Origin of the sequence: Novosphingobium sp., from assembly GCF_965214355.1 — a bacterium.
GTDB lineage: Bacteria > Pseudomonadota > Alphaproteobacteria > Sphingomonadales > Sphingomonadaceae > Novosphingobium.
Window position 1 is genome coordinate 929,709 of the sequence record NZ_CBDCBI010000002.1, and the last position, 23,464, is coordinate 953,172.

The following is a 23,464-nucleotide window of genomic DNA, read 5'->3' on the forward strand; positions in this document are numbered from 1 at the left end:
GGCGCCGCCCTTACGCGCAATTGCGGGGTTGCGCAAAGGTTGCCTCGGGTGGGGGCATGGTTCGTCCGCTCGTGCCCATTCAACAGTTACGTCATCCCGGACTTGATCCGGGTTGTGCTATTTTTCTTTTTTTGAGGGCCTCCGGCGGCCAAGGGCCATTGCCCATAGGCGCTGACTTTGTTTGTTTTCGTCTTCCCGGGCTTGACCCGGGATCCCGCTTTTCTTTGGCGGTATCTTCAAATTGGGACGTTTCCGCGCCGAAGAAGCGGGACCCCGGGTCAAGCCCGGGGCGACGGTATTGTTATGTTTAGCGCCTATGGGCCATTGCCCTTGGATCCTGAAACTTTTTGGCTTTGTGCGTCTTTGCGATGGTCCGCCTGCCGCGTAGCGGCTCTAATAAAGGTGGCTGCGCGGCGGGGCGCAAAGGCGAAAACGGCATGCAGTTCAGGACATTGACGGGATCCAAGGGCATCGGCCCTTGGCCGCCGGAGGCCCTCAAGAAAAGAAAAAGCACAATCCCGGATCAAGTCCGGGATGACGATGAGGATGGTGTGATGAGGGTCGTGCGATGAGGTGGATATGGTGCGCGTCGAAGCCAGATAACGGGATGCAAGGGTGTTAACCCTTGCCCGCCGGAGGCCCTTTGTCAGGCAACCTTGTCCGGAGGACTATAGCGAATGGCGCCGACCATTTGCGCAAACGGCCGCACCGGTTGCCCAAGGCGTACCTCCAGGGCGGGCAGAATACGCGAGCGTGCTTCGGCGGCGATTGCTTTGCGGCCCGGGTAGTCGCGCGGGTCGAAGGGGTCGAGGTAGAACACTTCGAGGGGGAACGAGCCGCGGCGCGACAGGATGCGCTTGGCGTTGCTGACGCCGGATTCGGTGCCGATCCAGCCGATCCATTCGCCGATATCCTGGCCGTAGTCGAGCACGACGGGCTGGACCATGACGCCGGCGGGCGGTGGTTCGAGCACGCGCAGCATCGAGGTTTTGAACGGGAGCAGCGATTTGCCGTCGGTGGTGGTGCCTTCGGGAAATACGGTGATCGACCAGTTGTCGGCAAGAGCCTCGCGCAGGCGGTTGATCTGGTCGGCGACGCCCATGCGGTCTTCACGGCTGACGAAAACGGTGCGGTTTATCCGGGCGAGCCAGCCTACCACAGGCGCGGAGGCGAGCTCGGATTTGGCGACGAAGGCGGTACCGCTGGCGCCGCCCAGGGCTGGAATATCCAGCCAGGACAAATGGTTGGCGATGAAGAAGACATCGCGTTTCAAGGGCACGCCGTGGACGCGCAGGCGCGCGCCGCACAGGCGGCAGGCAAGGCGCAGGAACAGTTTGGGAAACGGCGATCCGTAATGGATGGTGCGGTAGGCGTAGTGCAGCGGGACGCACAACGACAAGCCGATGACCAGGCCGATCGCGCGCAGCACCAGGCGTATCCAGCCCGTGAACGGGATGGGTGTATCGCGCTCGGGTCCGACCGGGCGGGTATTGCGGTTAGGCGTCACGGCCGAGTTTGACGCCATAAAGTTCCATGCGGTGATCGACCAGGCGATAGCCCAGCCGCTCGGCGATCTGGCGCTGGAGGGCTTCGAGTTCCGGATCGACGAATTCTATCACGCGGCCGCTTTCGACATCGATCAGGTGGTCGTGGTGCGCTTCGGGCGTGGCCTCGTAGCGAGAGCGGCCATCGCCGAAATCGTGGCGATCGAGAATTCCGGCCTCTTCGAACAGGCGCACGGTGCGATAGACGGTGGCGATCGAAATGCGCGGATCGCGCGCGACCGAGCGTTCGTGCAGCTTTTCCACATCGGGATGATCATCGCTTTCCGACAGGACCTGGGCAATGACCCGGCGCTGATCGGTGATGCGCAGACCGCGTTCTGCACAAAGGGCTTCTATGTCGATGGGCTGGTGCACGTGTCATCCGTAATATGCGAAATCGGGTGTGGCGCCAGGGGTCGGCAGGAGCTTGCGCCATAATAGGGGCTCGGGCCAAGACTGCAATGGGGCGCGAGCAGGTGTCCCGTGGTCAATTTGCAGTGGCGCGCGGGTATGGTTCGCCGACGTCGAAGCCAATGCGCGATGATTTATCAAAAAGAAACCCGCCCGACCAGGATTTACGCGCGGGCGTAGCCTGGTGGGACGGGCAACTTGTATGCGTTGCGGGTGCAGCGCGTAAGGATTCAGACGGGCGCCTTTGCCGCGCGGCCGCGCTTGGGCGCGGGCTTGCGGCCGAGGCCGATTTTCTTGGCCAGCTCGCGGCGCTTTTCAGCATAGGCGGGGGCGACCATCGGATAGTCGGCGGGCAGGTTCCAGCGTGCGCGATACTGATCAGGAGTCAGGTTGTAGCGTGTCGCCAGGTGACGCTTGAGCATTTTCAGCTTCTTGCCGTCTTCGAGACAGATGATGTGATCGTTCTTGACCGACGAGCGGATCGAAACGGCGGGCTCCGGCAGCGGCTCTGCCTGCGGTTCGGCAGGTTTCAGCCCGGCGAGCGCCGTATAGACGTTCGTGATCAGCGTTGCCAGATCACCAACGGCGACGCTGTTGTTGCTGACATGGGCAGCAACGATATCCGAGGTGAGCGTGATCAGCGTTTCCCGCAGATCGATTTCAGTTTCAGTCATTGCGAAACGGCCTTCTTTCTAAAAATACGTAGTCTTCCACCATAGCCTTATCAGTGTCATGCCGCTGATAAGGCTGGCTTATATGTCGATCAGCAGATCGACTGTCACATTGGAAAAAATCATATAAACCGATTGTGCAATAAAACAATCAGTTATCGCACGTAAAGAGGGTAAATTACGAAATTATAACCTGAAATGGACCCAATGCACGATCATTCGATAACCAGTTCCTGCGTAATGGCGTCAATGCGATCTCCGTTCAGCGTACGGTAATATCGTGGGCGCAGTCCTATCGGGCGAAAGCCATGGGCCGCATAAAGAACGCCGGCCGGATTGTTGTGGCGCATTTCCAGAAACAGTCGCTTTTTACCACTTTGTCTTGTCCGGGTGATGAATTGCATCAATAGTGCATGGCCTAACCCGCGTCGGCGCCACTCTGGCGCGATTGCGAACAGCAGCAATTCTTCCTCGTCCAGGACGGAGCGCGACAGATAAAATCCTGCTGCGCAGTCAATCCGGTCTGGCGCAATAGTACCGTCGGGGGCAATCAGGGCATAGTGGACCGTATCAAGTAACAGCGAATCGATGATCTGGCGGCGGTTCCATGCTTCGCCGAATTCGGGCGGAAAAGCGCAGGCCATGATGGCCATGATGCGATCGACGTCATCGAGCGGCGGCGGGGCGAAATCAGGCACGGGTGACCGGGCGGTGCATCAGGCTGATCATGATGCAGCCGGAACTTCGGTTGCGCCATTTGATCCGGGCAATCTGGCATCCGGCGCGCGGCCATAGACCGGGCCGGTATCTGCGCGCCACAAGTCCGTATCGAGCAGGCCGAAGGCGCGTGCGTCCGGGCGTATCACCAATGCTGCGGCGCCGTTGTGCGCAGCAACCGCAGCGGCCTGCGTACCCGCCACGCGCGAGGCGGCGGTGCGTGCCAGCACGGCATCGGGGGGTAGCGACACACATGGCGCGATTGCGGTGCCGTCGGCGGCAAACGGTTGAAAAAACCATTCGCCATGTCCGCCGGACATGACCACGTCGATTGCACCCCCACCCTGGATCGCGCGCGCCTGCGCCGCGACCAGATCGAGGCAGCCATAGCCCCCGACCGGAACGCCCCAGGCCAGGCCAAGCGCGCGAGCGGCGGCAAGCCCCACGCGGATGCCGGTAAAGCTGCCGGGCCCAAGATTGGTCATGATGCGGGTGGCACGGCCGCGATCGGGCAGCGCGGCGATCATCGGCACCAGCCGTTCGGCATGGCCGCGACCCGGTTCGGTGTAGTCACCGGCAATCATCGTGCTGCATGTCGGATCATCGCCATCGAACAGCGCGACCGAACAGGCCTCCGTCGCGCAGTCGATGATCAGGGTTCGTCCGCCCATCCAGTCAGGCGGCGCGCACTTCGTTCACTTCGGGAACGTAATGCTTCAGCAGCGATTCGATCCCGTGTTTCAAAGTGGCACTCGACGATGGGCAACCCGAACAGGCGCCCTGCATCTGCAGAAAAACGACGCCATCGCGAAAGCCGCGATAGACGATATCCCCGCCGTCATTGGCCACTGCCGGGCGGACGCGTGTTTCGATCAGATCCTTGATCTGGTCGATCACGTCGGCATCGGCAGGATCGTCGCCGATCGTGGCGTCGTCTTCGGCCGGGACGGCAAAACCGGCGCTGGCCGAAACAAACAGCGGCGTGCCCGAAACGAAATGATCGAGCAGCACCGCGAGCACCTGCGGCTTGGCATCGCTCCAAGCTGCGCCCGGCGCGATCGTTACAGAAACGAAATCGCGGCCGAAGAACACGCCGGTAACATCGCCCAGACTGAACAAGGCCTGCGCCAGCGGTGATGCATCGGCGTCTTCGTCATTGGTGAATTCGCGCGTTCCCGATGCCATGACGATTTCCCCCGGCAGGAATTTCAGCGTGGCAGGATTGGGCGTCGTTTCGGTTTCTATGAACATGTCCGTACATTTAGAACCGGGGGGCGCCGGGTCAAGGGGCACGAAGGGCGAATATGACAGAACGACTACGAATGCGCCCAATATGTGCGTGTTGTGCGCGAATACAGTGTTTCCGCGCTGGCAGAGTTGCCGCTGGCGCATTAAGCGCGACAATCATGAACCAGTCCTTTTCGCGAATCGCGCCCGCCCTTTCCACATCCATTCTGGCCGCACTGATGGTGTGTGCCCCTGTTGCTGCGATCGCGGCGCCGGTTGCTGCCGCGCCTGTGGCGCCGGCAAATCCTGCGATCATCAAGCTGCCGTTGCAGCCGATGGTCCCGGCCGACAAGCGCGTGTGCGCGCTCAAGACCGCATCGGGGCTGGGCTATACCGCGCTGCGCGAGGGCACCGGGCCGAAGCCGGGCAAGACCGATTTCGTGCTGATCGGGTATATCGGGTATCTGGCCACCACCGGCCAGGTGTTCGACCAGAACCAGCAAACTCCGCTAAGCCTGGCCAATGTCATTCCCGGATTTACCGAAGGCCTGCAACTGATGGCGCGCGGCAGCGTGTGGCGCCTGTGCGTGCCGGCAGCGCTCGGGTATGGCGCGGCGGGCGCGGGCGATGCGATCCCGGCCAATTCGGACCTGGTGTTCCAGATCGAGCTGGTCGATTCCAAGTCCGCGGCCGAAGTCGAGGCGATGCGCGGCGCGCAGCAGGGCAGCGCAGCGACGCCGGCGCCTGCTGCTCCGGCGAGCCACTAGATCTTGCCAAGCCCCTCTCCTGAAGGGGAGGGAGACGTGACGTTCTATTCACTGGCCCTTCATTTTTCTGCGCCCTATAGACTTGGGATATGATCTCCCAACATCGGCGCAGCGCGCGTTTCGGCCTTGTCTTTTCGCTTCTTGCCGGTGTCGTGCTGCCCACTGTGGCCCAGGCTACGCCAGCAGCGCCCACGCTGGCGGCGCCAGCATCCGTACCCTGGCTCTATGTCGGGTCCGACGTGCCGCACGATGCGCAATGGACGTTCGGCATATTGCCCAACGGCTTGCGCTATGCGGTGCGGCACAACGGCGTTCCGCCGGGCCAGATTTCGGTGCGCGTGGTCGCCGATGTCGGGTCTTTGTATGAAACCGATGCGCAGCGCGGGTTTGCGCATCTGATCGAGCATCTGACGTTTCGCGATTCCAGGTATCTCAAATCGGGTGAGGCGATCCCGACCTGGCAGAAGCTGGGCGCGACATTCGGTAGCGACACCAATGCCGAAACCAGCCCGACCGAGACGGTCTACAAGCTCGATGTGCCCAATGCCTCGCCCGAAGTGATCGACACGACGTTCAAGCTGCTGTCGGGCATGATCGCCGCGCCGATCTTTACGCCGCAGGGCGTGAAGACCGAAGTGCCGATCGTGCTGGCCGAAATGCGCGAGCGGCAGGGGCCGGAATCACGCGTGATCGATGCGACTCGCTCGGCGTTTTTCAAGGGCCAGCCGCTCGCGGATCGCTCGCCGATCGGCAAAGTCGAAACGCTCAACGCTGCCACTGCCGACAGCATCAAGGCGTTCCACGACAAATGGTATCGCCCCGACAACACCGTGATCGTGGTGGCGGGCGATAGCGATCCGGCCACGATGGTGGCGGAAATCACCAAATGGTTCGGCGATTGGCAGGGCGTGGGCAAGAAACCGGCGCAGCCCGATTTCGGCGAACCGACCGCGCCGCCTGGAACCGCGACGAAAGATCCGGCGAAAGTGCCGGTCGACGAAACCGCCGTCATCGTCGAACCCGACCTGCCGCGCGTGTTCAACGTCGCGATTCTGCGCCCGTGGCACAAGATCAACGACACGATCGTCTATAACGAAGGCAATATCATCGACCGGCTGGCGCTGGCGCTGATCAACCGCCGGCTGGAATCGCGCGCGCGCAGCAACGGCAGCTTTCTGGCGGCGTCTGTCGATCAGAACCGCATCAGCCGTTCGGCGGATACCACCTTGATCACGGTCACGCCGCTGGGCGACGACTGGAAAGCAGCGGTGCACGATGTGCGCGCGGTGCTGGCCGATGCCATGACCACCCCGCCGAGCAAGGAAGAAATCGCGCGCGAAGTGGCTGAATTCGATGTCAGTTACAAAGTGCCGGTGGAAACGCAGGAGACCCAGGCCGGGTCGAAACTGGCCGACGAAATCGCGCAAGCCGTGGATATTCGCGAAACCGTCGCCAACCCCGACACGGTCTATGGCATTTTCAAGAAAACGATCCCGTTGTTTACCCCGGCAGCGGTGCTGCAACACACGCGTGCGCTGTTTGCCGGCACGGTCGAGCGCGCGATCCTGATCACGCCAAAGGCAAGCGATGGCACTGCGCAGGATGTGCGCCTGGCGATCACCGCGCCGGTCGGTGCTGCCGCGGGTAGCCGGCTTTCTGCCTCGGCGCTGACCTTTGCCGATCTGCCGGCGATCGGCACCCCGGGCAAAGTCGTCGACGATGTACCGACCGGCCTGCTCGGGATCGAGCGGATCACGTTGTCGAACGGCGTCAAAGTGCTGTTGTGGCCCAATGATGCAGAGCCAGGGCGGATCATCGTGCGCGTGCGCTTCGGCGCCGGTTATGCCGCGATCCGGCCGCAGGACGCGGTCTATGCGCCGCTGGGCGAAGCGGCGCTGATGGACAGCGGGTTTGCGAAATACGGCCGCGAAGATCTTGACCGGCTGGCGACGGGGCGCAAGCTGAGCCTCAATTTCGACATTTCCGATACCGCATTCGGATTTTATGCCGATACCCGGCCCGACGATATGGCGGACCAGTTGTACCTGTTTGCGGCCAAGCTGGCGATGCCGCGCTGGGACGAGCATCCGGTGATCCGCGCGCTGGCCGCGTCGCGGATCAGTTATGAAAGCACCAACGGGTCGCCGATGAAGGTCCTGCAGCGCGATCTGCCCTGGCTGATCCGCGATGGCGATCCGCGTTTTGCGCAGCCCAATCCGGCGGAACTGGCCAAGGCCACGCCCGAAGGATTCCGCCGCGTGTGGGAGCCGCTGTTGCAGACAGGGCCGATCGAAGTCGACATGTTTGGCGATTTTACGCACGAGGCCGGGATTGCCGCGCTGCTGCGCAGCTTTGGCGCACTGCCGGTGCGGACATCGGTCGCGCCGCCGCCGCTGACGCCGCATCTGCCCGCGCCAAACGTCACGCCGCTGGTGCTGACGCATCGCGGCGATCCCGATGCGGCGGCGGCCCTGGTCGCGTGGCCGACCGGGGGCGGGCGCGGGCTTTTGCGCGAATCGCGTCAGCTGGAATTGCTGGCGCAGATCTATTCGAACCGGCTGTTCGACGTGATGCGCGAAAAGATCGGCGCGAGCTATTCGCCGCAGGTCAATTCGTCGTGGCCACTGGACCTGTCATCGGGCGGGTATTTTGCTGCGACCACACAATTGCGTCCGCGCGATCTGCCGGCGTTTTTTGCCGCGACCGACCAGATCGCCGCCGACCTGGCCGCCGCACCGCCCAGCGCAGAGGAAATCGCGCGTGTGACCGAGCCGACCAAGCAGTGGATCACGCGGCTTTCGACCGGCAACGGGTTTTATCTCGACCAGTTGCAGGGCGGCGCGATCGAACAGCGCAAGATCGCCGATCTGCGTTCGATCCTGGTCGATTCGTCCAGCACCACGCCGGCCGAAATGCAGGACCTGGCGCGGCGTTATCTGAAGCCCGGCGCGACGTGGAAACTGGAAGTCGTGCCCGAAAAGAAGTGAGCGGGTCCGCGCCGATCACAGTGAGCGATACGCTTTCTTTGCATTTGGTCGTCTGCGCGCCTATTTGCCATCCCCGGTCGATCATGACCGCGATCCAAGGATGAGGACACGTGGCAAGCAACTGGAATGCAAATAGCTGGCGCGGGGCGGAGGCGCGGCATCTGCCGGTCTATCCCGATATGGACAAGCTGCGCGCGGTCGAAACGACGCTGACGAGCTTTCCGCCGCTGGTGTTTGCCGGCGAAGCGCGCTCGTTGAAGGCCGATCTGGCCGAAGTGGCGGCCGGTCGCGGGTTTCTGCTCCAGGGCGGCGATTGCGCCGAAAGCTTTGCCGAGTTTCATCCCAACAACATCCGCGACACGTTCCGCGTGCTGTTGCAGATGGCGGTAATCCTGACCTTTGCCAGCAAGCAGCCGGTGATCAAGGTCGGGCGGATGGCGGGGCAATTTGCCAAGCCGCGCTCCACGCCGACCGAGCGCCAGGGCGATATCGAGCTACCGAGCTATCTTGGCGACAACATCAACGGTATCGATTTCACCCCCGAACAGCGCATTCCCGATCCCGACCGGATGCTGCGCGCCTATAGCCAGGCGGCGTCGACGCTGAACCTGCTGCGCGCGTTTTCGACCGGCGGCTATGCCAATCTGCGCCAGGTCCACCAGTGGACGCTCGATCATATCGGCAAGAGCCCGTGGGCGGCGAAATTTGCCGAAATGGCCGACAAGATCGGCGAAGCGCTCGACTTCATGGAGGCCTGCGGCGTCAATCCCGCGACAGTACCGCAATTGCAGGGCACGAATTTCTTCACCAGCCACGAAGCGCTGCTGCTGCCCTATGAAGAGGCGATGACGCGGCAGGATTCGCTGACCGGCAAATGGTACGACACCAGCGCGCATATGCTGTGGATCGGCGATCGCACGCGGTTTGCGGGATCGGCGCATGTCGAGTTCCTGCGCGGGGTGGACAATCCGATCGGGGTGAAGTGTGGCCCGAGCCTGGCGCCCGATGTGTTGCTTGGCCTGCTCGACACGCTCAATCCGTCGCGCGAGCCCGGGCGGATCACGCTGATCGCGCGGTTCGGCTCCGATAAAGTGGAGGCCGGCCTGCCGCCGCTGGTGCGCGCTGTCACGCGCAATGGCCATCCGGTGGTGTGGTCGTGCGATCCGATGCACGGCAATGTGATCAAGGCCGACAACGGCTACAAGACCCGGCCGTTCGAACGCATTTTGAGCGAAGTGAAGAGCTTCTTTGCCGTGCACCGCGCCGAAGGCACGCATGCCGGCGGGATCCACATCGAAATGACCGGGCAGGACGTGACCGAATGCACCGGCGGCGCGGTGGCAATCAGCGAGGCCAACCTGGCCGACCGCTATCACACGCACTGCGACCCGCGCCTGAACGCGGCGCAGTCGCTGGAACTGGCGTTCCTGCTGGCCGAGGCGATCAACCTGGAACGCGCAGGGCTGAAGGCCGAAGCGGCCTGAATTTCGAAACATAGACTTTGAGGGGGGGTGCACAGGTTACGCCCCCCTTTTTTGTGATTGTGCGTTTTCAAGTGTGTATCGGTTAATGGCGGAAGGTGGTGGTGAGCCGTCCGTCAGCTTTTACCGATCTGCTCATTTGCCCGATGTCATCGAGGGGTCATTAACTGCTGGTTAAACCTCCGGGCATGAGAGGCCGACAAAAATGCTCGGCCACGGACAGCCGGAGACATTTATGACCCTACCAACCTTCATAACTCGTATTCTCGTGGGCGCCTCTATCGTAACCACTGCGCCGGCATCGGCTACCATCATTACGACAACCCTGACGGGCAATAGCGAAAACATTCATGATAATGCGAATGTTTTCGGCTTTGGCACCGGAGAGAACCTGTTAAATAAAGACTTCGTAGAAACGTTTTACACCGATACTTCGGCTGTAAACTTTTTTGGGCCTCAAACGAATACAGGTGTTTCGTCAAATAGTATATTCGGCGGTAGCCCACCTTACGCCGTCGCTGCAACATTGACGATAAACGGTCATACTTTCTCAACTATCGGTAGTAACTTCAGCTCACTTTATACACAGGGAGACTATCAGGTTTTGTCAAATGATAAAGTAAACCGCTCAGTTGACAACTCCTTCTACGTAGATATCACTGGAAACGGATTGCCGACAACAGTCAGCCAATCCTTTAGCAGTGCATTGTCTTTAAATCAGATCGCCAATGTTTCGTTTATCGACAACAACTCGGGCGGTAACGTATCGGACGCCATTGGAAATCTTTACCCAAACCACCTTTCGGTGTCGACCTCCGCCGCTGGCGCCGTCCCTGAGCCAGCGACGTGGGCAATGATGATCCTTGGAATGGGTGCGATCGGTTTCACGATGCGTCGTCGTCGGAGCATAACGACAACAGTGTCCTACGCTGTTTAATACAGACAGACGGCCGCCAGCTGGAAGCTGGCGGCTTTGCTGTTTCTTGTTTTGAGCGGTGTATCCAACGGCCCTTGAACGACCGATTTTGGGGCGTTTACGGAATGTCGGGTCCTGGCGCAGATCAAGCTGAAGTCGCCGGTCAGCAGTCAGGGAACGACCGCACGCGTTGCTGTGTCGAAAAGTGGGTGGTTAGCGGACCTTGCTTGATCGTCTTTAGAGGTCCGACCCGGAATAGATATATTGCGTCACCCACCGTGGTTTCACCAGGCGATTAACGCGCCGCCAATTAAACCTGAGATCACTAAGATATATGCTGTTGCGCCACACAGGATACCTCGACGAGGTTTAAACCAGAACTGGCGGCGCGCTAGAACCTGACGGTCAATCAAAAAGTATGCGATCGCGCCAATAATAAGCGAAAAGGGGTAAGCTATAGCTACATATAGTGCATTCGATGCAGGATTCCCTTCTGAGGCGTGCACCAAGTGTCGCGTAACTCCGTGAGCTACAAAAGCACCAACCCAGTGATTAAGGTATACTGGGTACGAAATTCCCCCCAAAAATACTGGAATTGTGTTGCGCTTACCCGGCACCGCCAAGGTCAACACCAGGCCAATTGCAAATAAAGCCCTCAGTCCTGAGTCATCATGCATAAACAATATACCAAATATTGCCAACGTTACTGCAGCGACTGCCATCCGCGTTCGTGGTTTTATCTGCCAATCACCGAAACTACGTTTCAGGATGGCCGCAATTACGCCAAATGCGATTGGTGTTCCTAAAACCCCGCCGACAAGTAGAAGCACAGCGATTGCAACCCAGGGCAATATTTTGCGCCCAAATGGCAGCAGTATCACAATGGGAGCTACAAGATAGAATTGCTCCTCAACCGAGATACTCCAAAATTGATTGCCTGAACCGGCAAGCGGCATTTCGTGGCCCGCGCGCGGGAAGTGTGTGAAAATTTGGTGCGTGAAGGTCGTATCGAAAAACAGATACTTCACCCAGAACATGTCTACGCCTTCGTAGACAGCTGCAAATCCGTAAAGCAACGCAACAGCAGCAGCGTAAGGAATCCAAATCCGGGTTGCCCTATTGAAAAAGAACCGAGGCAGTTCGGCACGGTCTGTTTCAAGAAGAATTCCGCCAATTAGCCAGCCGCTAAGAGCAAAGAACACTTCCACAGCGAGCTGCCCATCGATCGGACCCGGAAACGTCACCCCTTCGTGGCCAAGCACGACCACGGAAGCGAGTACGATGCGAAGCCAGTCAAACGCAGGAAAGGAAGCGAGCTTTGCACTTTCGGGGTTCGCGCCAATGACCAACGTGTCAGGCCGGGAAGAAGAGTTGCAGAGAGGCACTTCTTCTATCAAGCGCGGAATGTCGCTACTTTTTGCGGTCTGAGGTTCCATGGAGTACACCATGTTATGAATGGCTAATGTCCGCAAGGGGTGGGACACGGAGAATGTCCGGAACTGGGGCGAAAGCAGTCGAGTACCAAGCATTACCCGTAAACGAACAAATTGCGATTGATTGCTCGGTACACCGCTTGCCGTCCAACCCAGCCTGCCAGTCTGGAGCGAATTACGGCGTAGTTTCAGCTTGCCATGGACCGGCGCCAAGGCTCACAATCTTGCTGACGAAAGCCGCGCATTCCGGCTTTCGCCTGGGGGGGGGGAATCCATACGCATGATCGGGTATCGGGGGTGGCTGCGCGTTGCGGTCGGTGTTTGTCTGGGGCTGACGTTGGGGCGTCCGGTGCTTGCCGCCGCCGATCCCATGGCACCGGTCGTGGCCGCTGCATCGGCCGTGGACACGAAAGCCAGGCCGCCGCGTATTTCGACGGCCGACTTTTCGGTGCGGCCGTTGTTTTCCCGGCCGGTGCTGTCGCCCGATGGCCAGCATCTGGCGGGGCGGTATATGGTCAACGGGGCGGAAACCCTGGTGATCACCGGTCTGTTTGAAAAGGGGTCGTCCAAAGTCCTCGGTTTGCCGAAGAAAACCGATCTGGTCCGGTATTTCTGGGCCGGGTCAAAGACGCTGATCTTCTGCATCGGCGAGACGATACCCTGGTACAACGACGATGCTTTCGCCACGCGGCTGATGGCCTATGACCTTGATACCAAGACCATGCACAGGCTCGACAACCATATTGCGGGGCCAAAAGGTGATGATGTCTTGTGGGTGGATCCCGAGGGCAAGACGCTGCTGATGGCGTTTCAGGAGACGGTTTACGATACGCCTTCGGTGTGGAGCATGGATATCGCCAAAAACCATTCGATCCATGTGTTGAATTCGATGCCCGACATCTGGGACTGGTATGCCGATGGCAGCGGAGTAACGCGCTATGGCTTTGGGTATACCGATGCGCACAACTGGCAAATGGTCTATCGCAGCAACGCCACGGACCGGTTCAAGGTCGTGTTCAAGGGCAATGACGACAAGGAGGATGGCAATGCCGTCGATGGCGTCCTGCGCCTGACCCAAGGCAGCGACAAGGGGTTCATGCTCGCGCGCGCATCCGAAAATCCCTATTGGGCGGTCTATGAATACGATTTTGCCAAGCATGTGCGCGGCAAGCTGGTGTATGCAGCGCCCGGCAGCGATGTCGACGAAGCGACGGTCAACGACAACGGCCAGAGCCTGGTTTCCGCCCAGTTTACCGACGATCGCACCCGCGTGCACTGGTTCGACGACAAGCTCGCCAAAGTCCAGAGCGATCTCGACGCCGCGGTCGGCGCCGACCATCAGGCCTGGGTCATTTCGCACAGCAAGGACTACAGCTCGCTGATGGTGAGCATGGGCAGCTCGTTCGATCCGGGCGCCTATTACCTGTATCAGCAGGACCAGGGCGTCATGCACCGCATCGCCACGGTCAACGAGCACCTGTCGCCCGGCAATCTCGCGCATTCGAAATATGTGCAGTACAAGGCGCGCGATGGACGGCCGTTGTCCGGTTATCTGACATTGCCGCCGGGCCGCGCGGCCAAGGGGCTGCCTCTGATCATCCACCCCCATGGCGGGCCGTTCGGGGTGCGCGATGAAGGGGATTTCGACGAAGAGGTGCAGTTTTTCGCCAACCGCGGCTACGCGGTGCTGCAGCCCGAATTTCGCGGATCGGGCAGTTTTGGCAAGGAATTCGAAGATTCCGCCAAAGGCCAGTGGGGCCGGGGGATGCAGGATGATCTGGATGACGGCATGGACTGGCTGGCCGCGCAAGGGACCGTCGATGCCAAGCGCGTGTGCGTGGTCGGCAGTTCGTATGGCGGATATGCCGCGCTGTGGGCGGCGACGCGCAATCCCGAGCGGTATCGCTGCGCCGCCAGCTTTGCCGGGATCAGCGATGTACCCAAATGGCTGAAGTATTCGGGCCGGTTCGAGGGGACGCGCCATCGCGAAAACTGGCGCGCGCAGTTGCAGGGGGACAAGACGTTCGATCTTAAAACCGTGTCTCCGCTCTATGCGATCGACCGGCTGAAAGTTCCGGTGCTGATCGCGCATGGCGACGCCGATACGCGCGTGCCGTTCAAGCAGAGCAAGCTGTATGCCGACGCGCTGACGGCGGCGGGCAAGCCCCATGAATTCTATGCGATCGCCGATGAGGGCCACGGTTTTACCAAGGCCGCCAACGAACAGTTGTGGCTCGACAAGCTCGACGCATTTCTGGCGAAATACAACCCGGCGGAGTGATGTCGCCGATAGGCGCAGGAATGTCTCGACCGCGCGGGCCGCATTGGGCAATGGTCGCCATGCACAGCCACCAACTTTGCCCCCGGAATGAGGGTGTGGTTAGGGTGGCGCGTAAGATTGGCGTTTGCGGGCGAGGTTCGAGTGAGCGGCAAGGACAAGAAAACGGACCGGAAAGCGGACAAGGTGGTCCGGGCCGCGGCGTTGCGCGAATTTCTCGTGGCGATGCCGGCGGTGTTCGAGCGGGTTGCGGCTTCGTTTGGTTGGCTGGTGGTGCTGGGTGCGTTGGCGCTGGTTGCGCTGGTGCTGCATCTGGCGTTCGGCGGCAGGCACATGCCGCCGGTTCATCCGGCCGAAAATCCGGTGGCGGCGCTGTATGTCCGCGATCTTGGCCGGGTGGCCGATGGGCGGCACACGTTTGATCTGGTGTACGATGTCGCGCTGCCCGGCGCCGGCGGGCCACAAGATCGACCCGATTTCAGCCGACCCGATTTCAGCCGACCCGATTTTAGTATCGCCCGTCTGGCGCTGGGCGATGCCACGCCGATCGGCGATGTGGCCGAAATGAGCCATGCGCCGGGGCTGTTCGATGATCCGGCGGCGCGGCATGGCACAGGCGGCATCGGCTGGCGCGTGGTGGCGCAAAGCGCGGTCGTGGCCTGCGGGCCGGGCACGTCACCGGCGCAGGCGCAACAGGCGGCGCGGCATCTGGTGCCCGCCGGCGCTGTCAATTGTGCGGGCGGGCTGGTGGGCGCCGCGCGCAACACCCAGGCGCATTACCGGATCGTCGTGCGGGTGGATCAATTTGCCGATGTGGCGATCGGGTTCGGGCACTCGCCGCCGCCGCGTGGCTGGTTTGGCGGGCATCGCGATGATGACCTTGTCGGCCATGCCGGTGTGGTCCACGAAGAAGTGCAGCTTGGCGCGGTGCTGCGCGCGCATTGTGCGCTGGGCGTCAAAGTACGCAATGGAGAGGTGCGATCACTATGCGCAAACTGATCATCGCGGCGCTGATGGTGTCGGGCGCTGGCATCGCGCAGGCCGAAACGGTCTATGTCCGCGCCGGGCATCTGGTCGATCCGGAAAACGGCACGGTCGAAGTCGCACGGCTGCTGCGTATCGAGGACGGGCGCGTGGCGGCGATCATGCCCGACGGGCCGGTGCCGGCGGGCGCGCATGTGGTCGACTGGTCCGCGTTTACCGTGCTGCCCGGGTTGATCGACATGCATGTGCATCTGGCGGATACGCCCGAGACCAGCAATCCGGCCGAGCCGTTGCTGCATTCGGCGTTCGAAGTGGCGTATATGGGCGCGGCCAATGCGCGCACCACGCTGATGGCCGGGTTTACCTCGGTGCACGATGTCGGCTGTTACCGTGCGTTTGCCGATGTCGAATTGCGCAACGCGATCAATCGCGGCGATGTGATCGGGCCGCGCATGGCGGCGGTCGGCGCCTATATCACGACGCCCGGCGGCGGCGGCGAAGTCACCGGGTTTGCGCCCGATGTGCAGGTGCCGGCCGAGATGCGCATGGGCGTCGTCACCAGCCCCGCCGACGTGACGCTGAAAGTCAATTACCTGTTCCAGCACGGCGCGGATTCGATCAAGCTGATCGCCACGGGCGCGGTGTTTGCGATCGGCACCGACGCGGGCCAGCAGGAATTGTCCGAGGATGAAATGCGCGCCGCGGTCGAGGTGGCACGCGCGCGCGGATCCTGGGTCACGGCGCATGCGCATGGCGCGGCGGGCATCAAGGCCGCGATCCGCGCCGGGGTGCGCGGGATCGAACACGCCAGCCTGATCGATGATGAGGGCATTGCCATGGCCAAGGCACGCGGCGTGTATCTCGACATGGATGTCTACAACGGCGACTGGACCGACGAAATCGGGCGGCGCGACCATTATCCTGACGATTACATGCGCAAGAACACCCAGACGACGCTGGCGCAGCGGCAGGGGTTCCAAAAGGCGGTGCATGCCGGGGTCAAGCTGTCGTTCGGCACCGACGCGGGGGTCTATCCCCACGGGCTGAACGCGCGGCAGTTCAAATACATGGTGCAATGGGGGATGACGCCGATGGGCGCCATCCGGGCAGCGACTGTGGTTTCGGCGCAGATGCTGGGGTGGGAAAAAGACGTCGGCGCGCTGTCGCCGGGGCATTATGGCGACATGATCGCGGTTGCGGGCGACCCGACGCGCGATGTGACCGTGCTGGAGCATGTCGCGCATGTGATGAAGGGCGGCGACGTGGTGAAGTGAGCAAGCCCCTCCCCTTCAGGGGAGGGGTTGGGGTGGGGCCTCTCACCATTCGCCGACGCTTATGCGAATGAGGGTTGTAGCCGAGAGGCCCCACCCCCGGCCCCTCCCCTGAAGGGGAGGGGGGAAGTTACAGGTTGGTTTTGAACAGCGCCAGCATGCGGCTCCAGGCTTTTTCGGCTTGCGCTTCGTCGTAGACGGGGGCGTCGATCGTGCACCAGCCGTGCTGGGCGGGGTAGACTTCGACTTCGGCCGGACGCCCCGCGGCAGTGGCGGCGGCTTTCAGCATGGTTTTGGCTTCGGGCATGGTGGCATCGTCGTTCTGCGCGATGGCGAACAGGAACGCGGCCTTCGTTTTTGCGATCAGCAGGTGCGGGCTGTCCGCGCCCGCCTTGGGATCGACCAGCCCGGCGCCGTGGAACGAGGCGGCTGCGCCGATCCGGCCGGGCATGGCCGCCGCGGTGCGCACGGTATAAGGTCCGCCCATGCAATAGCCCGAGGTGGCGATCTTGCGCGCGGTATCGACTTGGGGCTGGCTGTCGAGCCAGGGCACATAGGCGGCAGCGTCGCTGGCGATGCCGGCGGGCGTGATCGTCGCAATCAGGGGTTTCAGCTTTTCCTGACCCTCGGGTGTGCGCCATGCGGAGAGCGATTCGAGCACGGGCGCCTTGGCGCCGCGATAATACTGGTTGACCACCAGCACGGCATAGCCCGCGCCGGCGAGCCGCGCGGCCATCGTCTTGTAGGCATCGCGCAGGCCTGCGATATCGGGCCACATGATGACCGCCGGGTGCTTGCCGGTGGTCGGGGTGACGAACCACGCATCGGTCACGCCGTCGGGCGTGGTGATCGCGACGGCATGCCCGCTGACCGGCATGGCCGGGGCCTGATCGGCGATCCTGGCGATGCAGCCCGGTACGCTGGCCATCGTGACGGCGCCCGCACCGAGCACGGCAAAGCGCCGGCGGTCGATCGGGCGGTTGGCCTGGGCCAGGCGGGCCAGGAATGTCGTGTTGTCGGCTTCGGTCAGATCATCGCACATGACGGGGCTCCATCTCTACACGCCGGGGGAGGCGTCGGGGCACACGATAGGCGCGGCGCAACCGAAGGCAAGGCGCCTGCCCGAAGATGACATCAGTCGCCGAAGAAATTGAGCTCCAGCAGCACGTTGTTCGGGTCGGTCGTGAACACCTGGGTCAGCCCGATCGCGGCGATCGCATTCGTCTGGACCGTCAGGCCCATTGCGGCGATCAGCTCCATCACTTCGGCGCGGCCGCTGCACGTCAGCGCGATATGGTGGATCGCGCCGGTCATGGCGCCAGGCTCGACCGGGCGGTCGAATGTGCGCGGGCAATCGGTGGCATTGATGTGCAGGATCGCCTGGCCTTTGGCATCATGCATCCATTGCGCGTTTTGCGGCGTCAGCGGGGGTGGAGCGTCGCGGCGTTCCAGCCCGAGCAGCGTCGCATAGAACTGTGCCGTATCGTCCAGCCGATCGGTGATGATGTTGACATGATCCAGCCGGTCGACCTGCACACGCGTTCTCCTGCAATTCCGGGGCAAGCATAGCCGCATGCAAAAAAGGCGGCCATCAGAATTTGTTGGGCTGGGCGCTGGCGATTGCCTCGGGCCTGTGGCGGTTATATGGAGCCGCGATCATGTTCCTGTCTTTGGGAGACCATCCGATGAAAACCCGCGCCGCTGTCGCGTTCGAAGCCAAAAAGCCGCTGGAAATCGTCGAGGTCGATCTCGAAGGGCCGCGCGCGGGCGAAGTGCTTGTGGAAATCATGGCCACAGGGGTTTGCCACACCGATGCGTACACGCTCGACGGACTGGACAGCGAAGGCATTTTTCCCTCGATCCTGGGCCATGAAGGCGCGGGCATCGTGCGCGAAGTGGGCGCGGGCGTGACCAGCCTGGTGCCGGGCGATCATGTCATTCCGCTCTACACGCCCGAATGCCGCCAGTGCAAAAGCTGCCTGTCGGGCAAGACCAACTTGTGCACCGCGATCCGCGCGACCCAAGGCAAGGGCCTGATGCCGGATGGCACCACGCGCTTTTCCTACAAGGGTCAGCCGATCTTTCACTACATGGGCTGCTCGACGTTTTCGAACTTCACCGTGCTGCCCGAAATCGCGCTGGCAAAGATCCGCAAGGACGCGCCGTTCCAGTCGAGCTGCTACATCGGTTGCGGCGTGACCACCGGCGTTGGCGCCGTGATCAACACGGCAAAGGTGCAGGTGGGTGACAATGTCGTGGTGTTCGGTCTGGGCGGGATCGGCCTGAACGTGATCCAGGGCGCGCGCCTGGCAGGGGCCGGCAAGATCATCGGCGTCGATCTCAATCCCGATCGCGAGGAATGGGGCCGCAAGTTCGGCATGACCGACTTCCTCAATTCCAAGGGGCTGAGCCGCGAGGAAACCATCGCGAAAATCGTCGAAATGACTGACGGTGGCGCCGATTACACGTTCGATGCGACGGGCAATACCGAAGTGATGCGCACCGCGCTCGAAGCCTGCCATCGCGGCTGGGGCACCAGCATCATCATCGGCGTGGCCGAGGCGGGCCGCGAAATCGCGACGCGCCCGTTCCAGCTGGTCACGGGGCGCAACTGGCGCGGCACGGCGTTCGGCGGCGCCAAGGGCCGTACCGACGTGCCCAAGATCGTCGACATGTACATGACCGGCAAGATCGAAATCGACCCGATGATCACCCACGTGATGGGGCTGGAAGACATCAACACCGCGTTCGAACTGATGCACGCGGGCAAATCGATCCGCAGCGTTATCGTCTACTGATCGGCTTCGTCATCCCCGTCCGGCTTTTGCGGCTGGGCGGGGATGGTTTTTGGAGCGCCCGGCGCGGTCAGGCCATAATCGGCAAACAGGCTGTCGATCTGGGGCCGGATCGCGCGCGACGCGGCCACGTCTGCCGCTCCGCCGGATTGATCGCCTGTTGCAAGGCGCGCCAGCCCCCGGAAAAACAGCGTTGTTGGCATCTTGGGCCTTTTGTCCAGCGCGGTGGTCGCGTCGGCGATGGCGGCGGCAAACGCCTTGCGCCGCAGCTGAACCAGGGCGCGCGTGTCGAGCAGTGAAGGGTCGGGCCCCGCGCGGCGGATCGCATTGTCGCAGTCTTTCAGCGCGAGGTCGAGATCGACATTGGCGAGCGCGCGGTTCCACGCCCGGGTGTTCAGCAATTCGACCAGGCGCGAATCATCGCGGTGCAGCGCGATAACCGGGTCGATCAGGGCCAGGCCACGTTCGGGCTTGCCCAGTTGTTGATACAGGCGGACAACGGGAAGCGTAGCCAGCGACCCCTTGGCCGTTGCCGCCGCTGCCAGGTCGGTGTCCTGCAGGGCCCCCGCGCGGTCGCCCTGCGACAGCTTCATCGAGGCGCGCCGGGTCAGCAGGCGACCATCGGCAGGCGCGATGACCAGCGCAGCGTCGATGTCCCTGGCGGCAAGATCGGTTTTTCCGGCGCGGGCATAGGCCGCGGCCCGGCCGGCCAGAAGGTCCGTGCGCGTCGGCGCAAGCCGGATCGCCGCGGAATAATCCGCGATCGCACCGGCGAAATCTTCGCGGGTCAATCTGCCCGATGCGCGGCCGGCGAAGGTGTCGGCGGTGATGGGCTCGGTTGCGGTTTGCGCAGCGCCCATATTTTCCGCACGGGTTTCCATATGCCCGATCTCGCCATCGGTCGTCACCGAGAAGATGGCTCCGCCGTTGTAGGTCAGGAACATCCTGCGCTGCACTTGCGAGACCAGCACGTGGTGCGACATCAGAAAGTCGACCCCGAGCAGCATGTCTTCGGCACTGAAGCCGCCATCGTCGATGATCCGGATCGGACTGTTGCGGATTTCCTCCCCCCCGATCGAAATCAACTGGGTGCGCGCGATCCAGCTTTGCCGGGATTTTGAGCCAAGGCCGCTCATGCGCATCGACGCCACCACCTTTGGTGACGCAAGATCGATGTCCGCACGCTGCGCCGCATGGCGATAGACGATCGAATGCGGCGCGCCGGTGTCGAGTACGGCGCGCAACGCATGACCGTTGATCAGCACTTCCACGTAGATATGGTGGTCGTACTGGTTATCGGGTGGCAGCAGGCGCGCCTCGCCGACGCTCATGCCTTTGGCCCAGAAGGCCAGGCTGTAGTGGCCGCAGCCGTTTTCCTTGAACATGTTGACCCCGCCGTTGGCCAGGTCGAATTCGGTGTCATAGACGCCAAGGAAGTTCGCGCCGAGAAAACCGTTGCCCGCATCGCTGCCGCCAACGATGAACTGGGTGTTGTGCAATACTATACCGAGAATGCCGAAATCGCGAACCGTTGCCAATTTCGGGGTAAACGAGCCCCCGATGCCGGAGACAAAAAAACCGGGTGGCAAAAGTTCGGTGGGCAGGCCCAGTTCGGCGGCTTTCGCCCCGGACATGAAGCTGAAGAATGCGCCGCTATCCAGCCACAGCCGGGTGTCCTTGCCATTGATCTTGACCGGGACCGTCGCGCGCGGCCCCTCCATCGTCACGGGGAAGCGTGCGATCTGCGTGATCTTGCACTTGTCATCCGCCCACGCCGGGCGAACCCATGCGGTGCAGAGCAGGAAGGCGACCATGGCGCGGCGGGCGAAAGGCGATGTCATCATGGCAATCTGCCGGGGAACCCGGCGTCCGGCAAGGGACTTGGTGCGATCGCCCCGCATCGGTGGCGATTGACACGCCGGCGGCGATCACATCGCCGAAATGCCGCCGTCCAGCTTGAGTTCGGCGCCGGTCATGAAACTGGATTCGTCGCTGGCGAGGAACAGCACGCCGTTGGCAATTTCCTGCGGCACGCCGACACGGTTCAGCGGGATCTGGCGCGCCAGCTTGGTCATGATCACCTCTTTGCTGTGCGCGGAATTGGCGCTCATGCCGTCGAGGATCGGGGTGTCGACAAATGTCGGGTGGATCGAATTGCTGCGGATGTTCCAGCCGCGCTTGGCGCAATACAGCGCAACCGATTTCGACAGCATCCACACCGCCGCCTTGCTGGCGTTATAGCCGGGCATCGTGTCCGACGCGATCAGGCCGGCGATCGAACTGATGTTGATGATCGATCCGGGCTGATGCTCCTTCATCAAGGGCAGCGCTTTCTGGCAGCCGAGGAATACGCTGTCGACATTGATGGCAAAGCCGCGATGCCATTCCTCCAGCGTGCAGGTTTCGATATTGCCGCGTACGCCGACGCCGGCGTTGTTGACCAGCACCGACAGGCCGCCCAGATGCTGCGCCGCGTGTTCGATCGCGCGGTCCCAGTCGTCGGGGCTGGTCACGTCGTGCGCCAGCGCAAACGCGGTTCCGGCGCCGAATTCGGCATTGATCCCGGCGGCTTGTTCGGCGACTTTGTCGGCGTTGATATCGGTCAGCAGCACGCGCGCGCCTTCGCGCGCCAGGGTGTGGGCATGCGCTGCACCCAGGCCTTGTGCTGCGCCTGTGACGAGGGCTTTCTTGCCCGCAACCCTGCCTGCCATCATCCCGCTCCGTTTTTATTTAACCGTTGGATTAAACGGTTATGAGGCGCGGGCCGAGGAACAGCAAGAGTCTTGTGTCGATGCCGAAACCTTGCGCGCGTCTGGCCGCGATAAAAGGCTCGATTGCGGCGATGGCAACGCGGTGAACGGTGATCGCTTCGTCGCCCACGCCGCCGCCTTCACCGATTTTTTCAAGCTCGGTCGCATGGAACAGCGTAAAGGCCTCTGTCACCATGCCGGGCGAGGAGTAGAATTCGCCGACGGCTTCGATGGTCCCCGCGCGGTAGCCGGTTTCTTCCTCCAGCTCGCGCGCGGCGGCGGTGATCGCCTCTTCGTCGGCATCATCGTCGTGATCGCCGACCAGGCCGGCGGGCAATTCGATCGTGCGGCGGCCGAGCGCAACGCGGAACTGTTCGACCAGGATGACATGGCCGTCGTCGATCGCCAGGATGACGGCGGCGCGGATATTGCGCGTGCGGCTGACGTATTCCCAGCGTCCGCGCGTTTTCATCGCCAGAAACTTGCCCTGCCAGTGGACCTGTTCGGGTTGCGCGTATTCGTCTTCAAGGCTCATAGTTCGATGGGTCCGTCGGGCAGTTCGTTGCCAAGCTCTTTGGCGTTGCGCATGTCGCGCGGGAAATGTTCGGCCAGGATCGCGCCGACTTGCGCGACGCCTGCGACCATGCCGTCGGCGACGCGGGTTTCGCGGAAATGGGCGAGCATGGTGTGCATCGCATCGCCCCACACTTCGGGTGCGACTTTGGCCGCGATTGCGGCATCGGCGACGATTTCGGCGCGGCGTTCGGCGAGCGACAGATAGATGACGACGCCTGTCGCGCCCGCCGTGCGGTTTTGCGCGGCGAGGCGGAAGGCGATATTGGCGCGCGCGCGGGTGCGCGCCGATTTGATGCGACCGGGGGTCAGCAGCAGGCGCAACGGGCGCCAGTGCAGGATCAACCATGTGACTGCAAATTTGATCGTGGCGGCCAGCAGGGCGAGTTTCAGGATCTCGTGCGGGTTCCAGTGATGGGCCCACAGGCCGAGCAGGCTATCGACGAACGCAAGGGCGAAACCCGTCCAAAGCGCAAGCGCGACCAGCGCCAGCGCGGCGATCAGGGCGGACCACACCAGCGCGACATCGGCATAGCTGTCAGACTGGCGGGTCACGACGGTGACGATTTCGGCATTGGCATGCGCCTCTGCCGCGCTGACCGCCGCCGCGATCTTTTGCGAGTCGGAGGTTGACAGGATCGGGGTGGTTTGTGTCATGC

The 23,464-nt window shown here is 62.2% G+C and carries 21 protein-coding genes; 8 read left to right on the top strand and 13 right to left on the bottom strand.

Annotated elements, in window-relative coordinates; translation table 11 throughout:
• Positions 1–646 precede the first annotated feature (646 nt).
• The 6 genes from ACOOE2_RS04995 to ACOOE2_RS05020 all read right to left on the bottom strand — a co-directional run bounded on the left by ACOOE2_RS04995 (position 647) and on the right by ACOOE2_RS05020 (position 4,594).
• A complete protein-coding gene (locus tag ACOOE2_RS04995) occupies positions 647–1,525 on the bottom strand; it encodes a lysophospholipid acyltransferase family protein (protein ID WP_420381918.1) in 879 nt (292 codons plus the stop codon).
• Positions 1,497–1,919: a Fur family transcriptional regulator gene (locus tag ACOOE2_RS05000; protein WP_420381919.1), complete on the bottom strand. Its 423-nt coding sequence runs from the start codon at positions 1,917–1,919 to the stop codon at positions 1,497–1,499. The genes ACOOE2_RS04995 and ACOOE2_RS05000 overlap by 29 nt, the downstream gene beginning before the upstream one ends.
• A gap of 266 nt (positions 1,920–2,185) precedes the next feature.
• The gene (locus tag ACOOE2_RS05005) at positions 2,186–2,629 is read right to left on the bottom strand and encodes a MucR family transcriptional regulator (RefSeq protein WP_420381920.1); all 444 of its coding nucleotides are present in this window, start codon (positions 2,627–2,629) and stop codon (positions 2,186–2,188) included.
• Between the two features lie 212 nt (positions 2,630–2,841).
• Positions 2,842–3,279: a GNAT family N-acetyltransferase gene (locus ACOOE2_RS05010; protein ID WP_420384562.1), complete on the bottom strand. Its 438-nt coding sequence runs from the start codon at positions 3,277–3,279 to the stop codon at positions 2,842–2,844.
• 72 nt (positions 3,280–3,351) lie between these two features.
• Entirely contained in the window at positions 3,352–4,014 is a 663-nt protein-coding gene (gene tsaB / locus ACOOE2_RS05015; RefSeq protein WP_420381921.1) for a tRNA (adenosine(37)-N6)-threonylcarbamoyltransferase complex dimerization subunit type 1 TsaB, read from the bottom strand.
• A gap of 4 nt (positions 4,015–4,018) precedes the next feature.
• Positions 4,019–4,594 carry a NifU family protein gene (locus ACOOE2_RS05020; RefSeq protein ID WP_420381922.1) on the bottom strand — a complete coding sequence of 192 codons (576 nt, stop codon included), beginning with the start codon at positions 4,592–4,594 and terminating at the stop codon, positions 4,019–4,021.
• A gap of 155 nt (positions 4,595–4,749) precedes the next feature.
• Here ACOOE2_RS05020 and ACOOE2_RS05025 point away from each other — a divergent pair, with 155 nt between their 5' ends.
• From ACOOE2_RS05025 to ACOOE2_RS05040, 4 genes are all read left to right on the top strand, one after another.
• Positions 4,750–5,337 (top strand): FKBP-type peptidyl-prolyl cis-trans isomerase, encoded by a 588-nt coding sequence (locus ACOOE2_RS05025; protein WP_420381923.1) that lies wholly within the window; start codon positions 4,750–4,752, stop codon positions 5,335–5,337.
• A gap of 89 nt (positions 5,338–5,426) precedes the next feature.
• The gene (locus tag ACOOE2_RS05030; protein WP_420381924.1) at positions 5,427–8,324 is read left to right on the top strand and encodes a M16 family metallopeptidase; all 2,898 of its coding nucleotides are present in this window, start codon (positions 5,427–5,429) and stop codon (positions 8,322–8,324) included.
• Positions 8,325–8,434: 110 nt separating this feature from the next.
• Positions 8,435–9,808: a class II 3-deoxy-7-phosphoheptulonate synthase gene (locus ACOOE2_RS05035; protein WP_420381925.1), complete on the top strand. Its 1,374-nt coding sequence runs from the start codon at positions 8,435–8,437 to the stop codon at positions 9,806–9,808.
• 232 nt (positions 9,809–10,040) lie between these two features.
• Positions 10,041–10,742 (top strand): PEPxxWA-CTERM sorting domain-containing protein, encoded by a 702-nt coding sequence (locus tag ACOOE2_RS05040; protein ID WP_420381926.1) that lies wholly within the window; start codon positions 10,041–10,043, stop codon positions 10,740–10,742.
• Between the two features lie 263 nt (positions 10,743–11,005).
• On the opposite strand, the gene ACOOE2_RS05045 is transcribed toward ACOOE2_RS05040, so the two are convergent.
• On the bottom strand, positions 11,006–12,157 hold the full coding sequence (locus tag ACOOE2_RS05045; RefSeq protein ID WP_420381927.1) for an acyltransferase family protein: 1,152 nt from the start codon (positions 12,155–12,157) through the stop codon (positions 11,006–11,008).
• Positions 12,158–12,434: 277 nt separating this feature from the next.
• Here ACOOE2_RS05045 and ACOOE2_RS05050 point away from each other — a divergent pair, with 277 nt between their 5' ends.
• The 3 genes from ACOOE2_RS05050 (at position 12,435) to ACOOE2_RS05060 (ending at position 16,690) form a co-directional block, all read left to right on the top strand.
• Positions 12,435–14,435: an alpha/beta hydrolase family protein gene (locus tag ACOOE2_RS05050; RefSeq protein WP_420381928.1), complete on the top strand. Its 2,001-nt coding sequence runs from the start codon at positions 12,435–12,437 to the stop codon at positions 14,433–14,435.
• Between the two features lie 141 nt (positions 14,436–14,576).
• Positions 14,577–15,431, top strand: coding sequence for a hypothetical protein (locus ACOOE2_RS05055; protein ID WP_420381929.1), 855 nt, complete (start codon positions 14,577–14,579; stop codon positions 15,429–15,431).
• Positions 15,419–16,690, top strand: coding sequence for an amidohydrolase family protein (locus ACOOE2_RS05060; protein ID WP_420381930.1), 1,272 nt, complete (start codon positions 15,419–15,421; stop codon positions 16,688–16,690). The genes ACOOE2_RS05055 and ACOOE2_RS05060 overlap by 13 nt, the downstream gene beginning before the upstream one ends.
• 127 nt (positions 16,691–16,817) lie before the next feature.
• Here ACOOE2_RS05060 and ACOOE2_RS05065 read toward each other — a convergent pair whose 3' ends face one another.
• Entirely contained in the window at positions 16,818–17,729 is a 912-nt protein-coding gene (locus ACOOE2_RS05065; protein ID WP_420381931.1) for a dienelactone hydrolase family protein, read from the bottom strand.
• Between the two features lie 92 nt (positions 17,730–17,821).
• The gene (locus ACOOE2_RS05070) at positions 17,822–18,223 is read right to left on the bottom strand and encodes a VOC family protein (protein WP_420381932.1); all 402 of its coding nucleotides are present in this window, start codon (positions 18,221–18,223) and stop codon (positions 17,822–17,824) included.
• 149 nt (positions 18,224–18,372) lie between these two features.
• Here ACOOE2_RS05070 and ACOOE2_RS05075 point away from each other — a divergent pair, with 149 nt between their 5' ends.
• Complete coding sequence (locus ACOOE2_RS05075) at positions 18,373–19,485, top strand: S-(hydroxymethyl)glutathione dehydrogenase/class III alcohol dehydrogenase (RefSeq protein ID WP_420381933.1); 1,113 nt, start codon at positions 18,373–18,375, stop codon at positions 19,483–19,485.
• Here the strand turns inward: ACOOE2_RS05075 and ACOOE2_RS05080 are convergent.
• From ACOOE2_RS05080 to ACOOE2_RS05095, 4 genes are all read right to left on the bottom strand, one after another.
• A complete protein-coding gene (locus ACOOE2_RS05080) occupies positions 19,479–21,323 on the bottom strand; it encodes a retroviral-like aspartic protease family protein (RefSeq protein WP_420381934.1) in 1,845 nt (614 codons plus the stop codon). The genes ACOOE2_RS05075 and ACOOE2_RS05080 overlap by 7 nt on opposite strands.
• Before the next feature lie 87 nt (positions 21,324–21,410).
• A complete protein-coding gene (locus ACOOE2_RS05085; RefSeq protein WP_420381935.1) occupies positions 21,411–22,193 on the bottom strand; it encodes an SDR family oxidoreductase in 783 nt (260 codons plus the stop codon).
• Between the two features lie 31 nt (positions 22,194–22,224).
• Complete coding sequence (locus tag ACOOE2_RS05090) at positions 22,225–22,767, bottom strand: NUDIX hydrolase (RefSeq protein ID WP_420381936.1); 543 nt, start codon at positions 22,765–22,767, stop codon at positions 22,225–22,227.
• The gene (locus ACOOE2_RS05095) at positions 22,764–23,462 is read right to left on the bottom strand and encodes a TPM domain-containing protein (protein ID WP_420381937.1); all 699 of its coding nucleotides are present in this window, start codon (positions 23,460–23,462) and stop codon (positions 22,764–22,766) included. Before ACOOE2_RS05095 ends, ACOOE2_RS05090 begins: the two co-directional genes overlap by 4 nt.
• Positions 23,463–23,464: the final 2 nt, after the last annotated feature.

What these genes read in the sequence shown, in the direction of transcription:
- ACOOE2_RS05085 (WP_420381935.1), bottom strand. Translation starts at nt 22,193, where the DNA reads ATGGCAGGCAGGGTTGCGGGCAAGAAAGCCCTCGTCACAGGCGCAGCA.
- ACOOE2_RS05090 (WP_420381936.1), bottom strand. Translation starts at nt 22,767, where the DNA reads ATGAGCCTTGAAGACGAATACGCGCAACCCGAACAGGTCCACTGGCAG.
- ACOOE2_RS05050 (WP_420381928.1), top strand. Translation starts at nt 12,435, where the DNA reads ATGATCGGGTATCGGGGGTGGCTGCGCGTTGCGGTCGGTGTTTGTCTG.
- ACOOE2_RS05005 (WP_420381920.1), bottom strand. Translation starts at nt 2,629, where the DNA reads ATGACTGAAACTGAAATCGATCTGCGGGAAACGCTGATCACGCTCACC.
- ACOOE2_RS05060 (WP_420381930.1), top strand. Translation starts at nt 15,419, where the DNA reads ATGCGCAAACTGATCATCGCGGCGCTGATGGTGTCGGGCGCTGGCATC.
- ACOOE2_RS05040 (WP_420381926.1), top strand. Translation starts at nt 10,041, where the DNA reads ATGACCCTACCAACCTTCATAACTCGTATTCTCGTGGGCGCCTCTATC.
- tsaB (WP_420381921.1), bottom strand. Translation starts at nt 4,014, where the DNA reads ATGGGCGGACGAACCCTGATCATCGACTGCGCGACGGAGGCCTGTTCG.
- ACOOE2_RS05075 (WP_420381933.1), top strand. Translation starts at nt 18,373, where the DNA reads ATGAAAACCCGCGCCGCTGTCGCGTTCGAAGCCAAAAAGCCGCTGGAA.
- ACOOE2_RS05025 (WP_420381923.1), top strand. Translation starts at nt 4,750, where the DNA reads ATGAACCAGTCCTTTTCGCGAATCGCGCCCGCCCTTTCCACATCCATT.
- ACOOE2_RS05095 (WP_420381937.1), bottom strand. Translation starts at nt 23,462, where the DNA reads ATGACACAAACCACCCCGATCCTGTCAACCTCCGACTCGCAAAAGATC.
- ACOOE2_RS05080 (WP_420381934.1), bottom strand. Translation starts at nt 21,323, where the DNA reads ATGACATCGCCTTTCGCCCGCCGCGCCATGGTCGCCTTCCTGCTCTGC.
- ACOOE2_RS05065 (WP_420381931.1), bottom strand. Translation starts at nt 17,729, where the DNA reads ATGTGCGATGATCTGACCGAAGCCGACAACACGACATTCCTGGCCCGC.
- ACOOE2_RS04995 (WP_420381918.1), bottom strand. Translation starts at nt 1,525, where the DNA reads ATGGCGTCAAACTCGGCCGTGACGCCTAACCGCAATACCCGCCCGGTC.
- ACOOE2_RS05030 (WP_420381924.1), top strand. Translation starts at nt 5,427, where the DNA reads ATGATCTCCCAACATCGGCGCAGCGCGCGTTTCGGCCTTGTCTTTTCG.
- ACOOE2_RS05045 (WP_420381927.1), bottom strand. Translation starts at nt 12,157, where the DNA reads ATGGAACCTCAGACCGCAAAAAGTAGCGACATTCCGCGCTTGATAGAA.
- ACOOE2_RS05010 (WP_420384562.1), bottom strand. Translation starts at nt 3,279, where the DNA reads ATGGCCATCATGGCCTGCGCTTTTCCGCCCGAATTCGGCGAAGCATGG.
- ACOOE2_RS05020 (WP_420381922.1), bottom strand. Translation starts at nt 4,594, where the DNA reads ATGTTCATAGAAACCGAAACGACGCCCAATCCTGCCACGCTGAAATTC.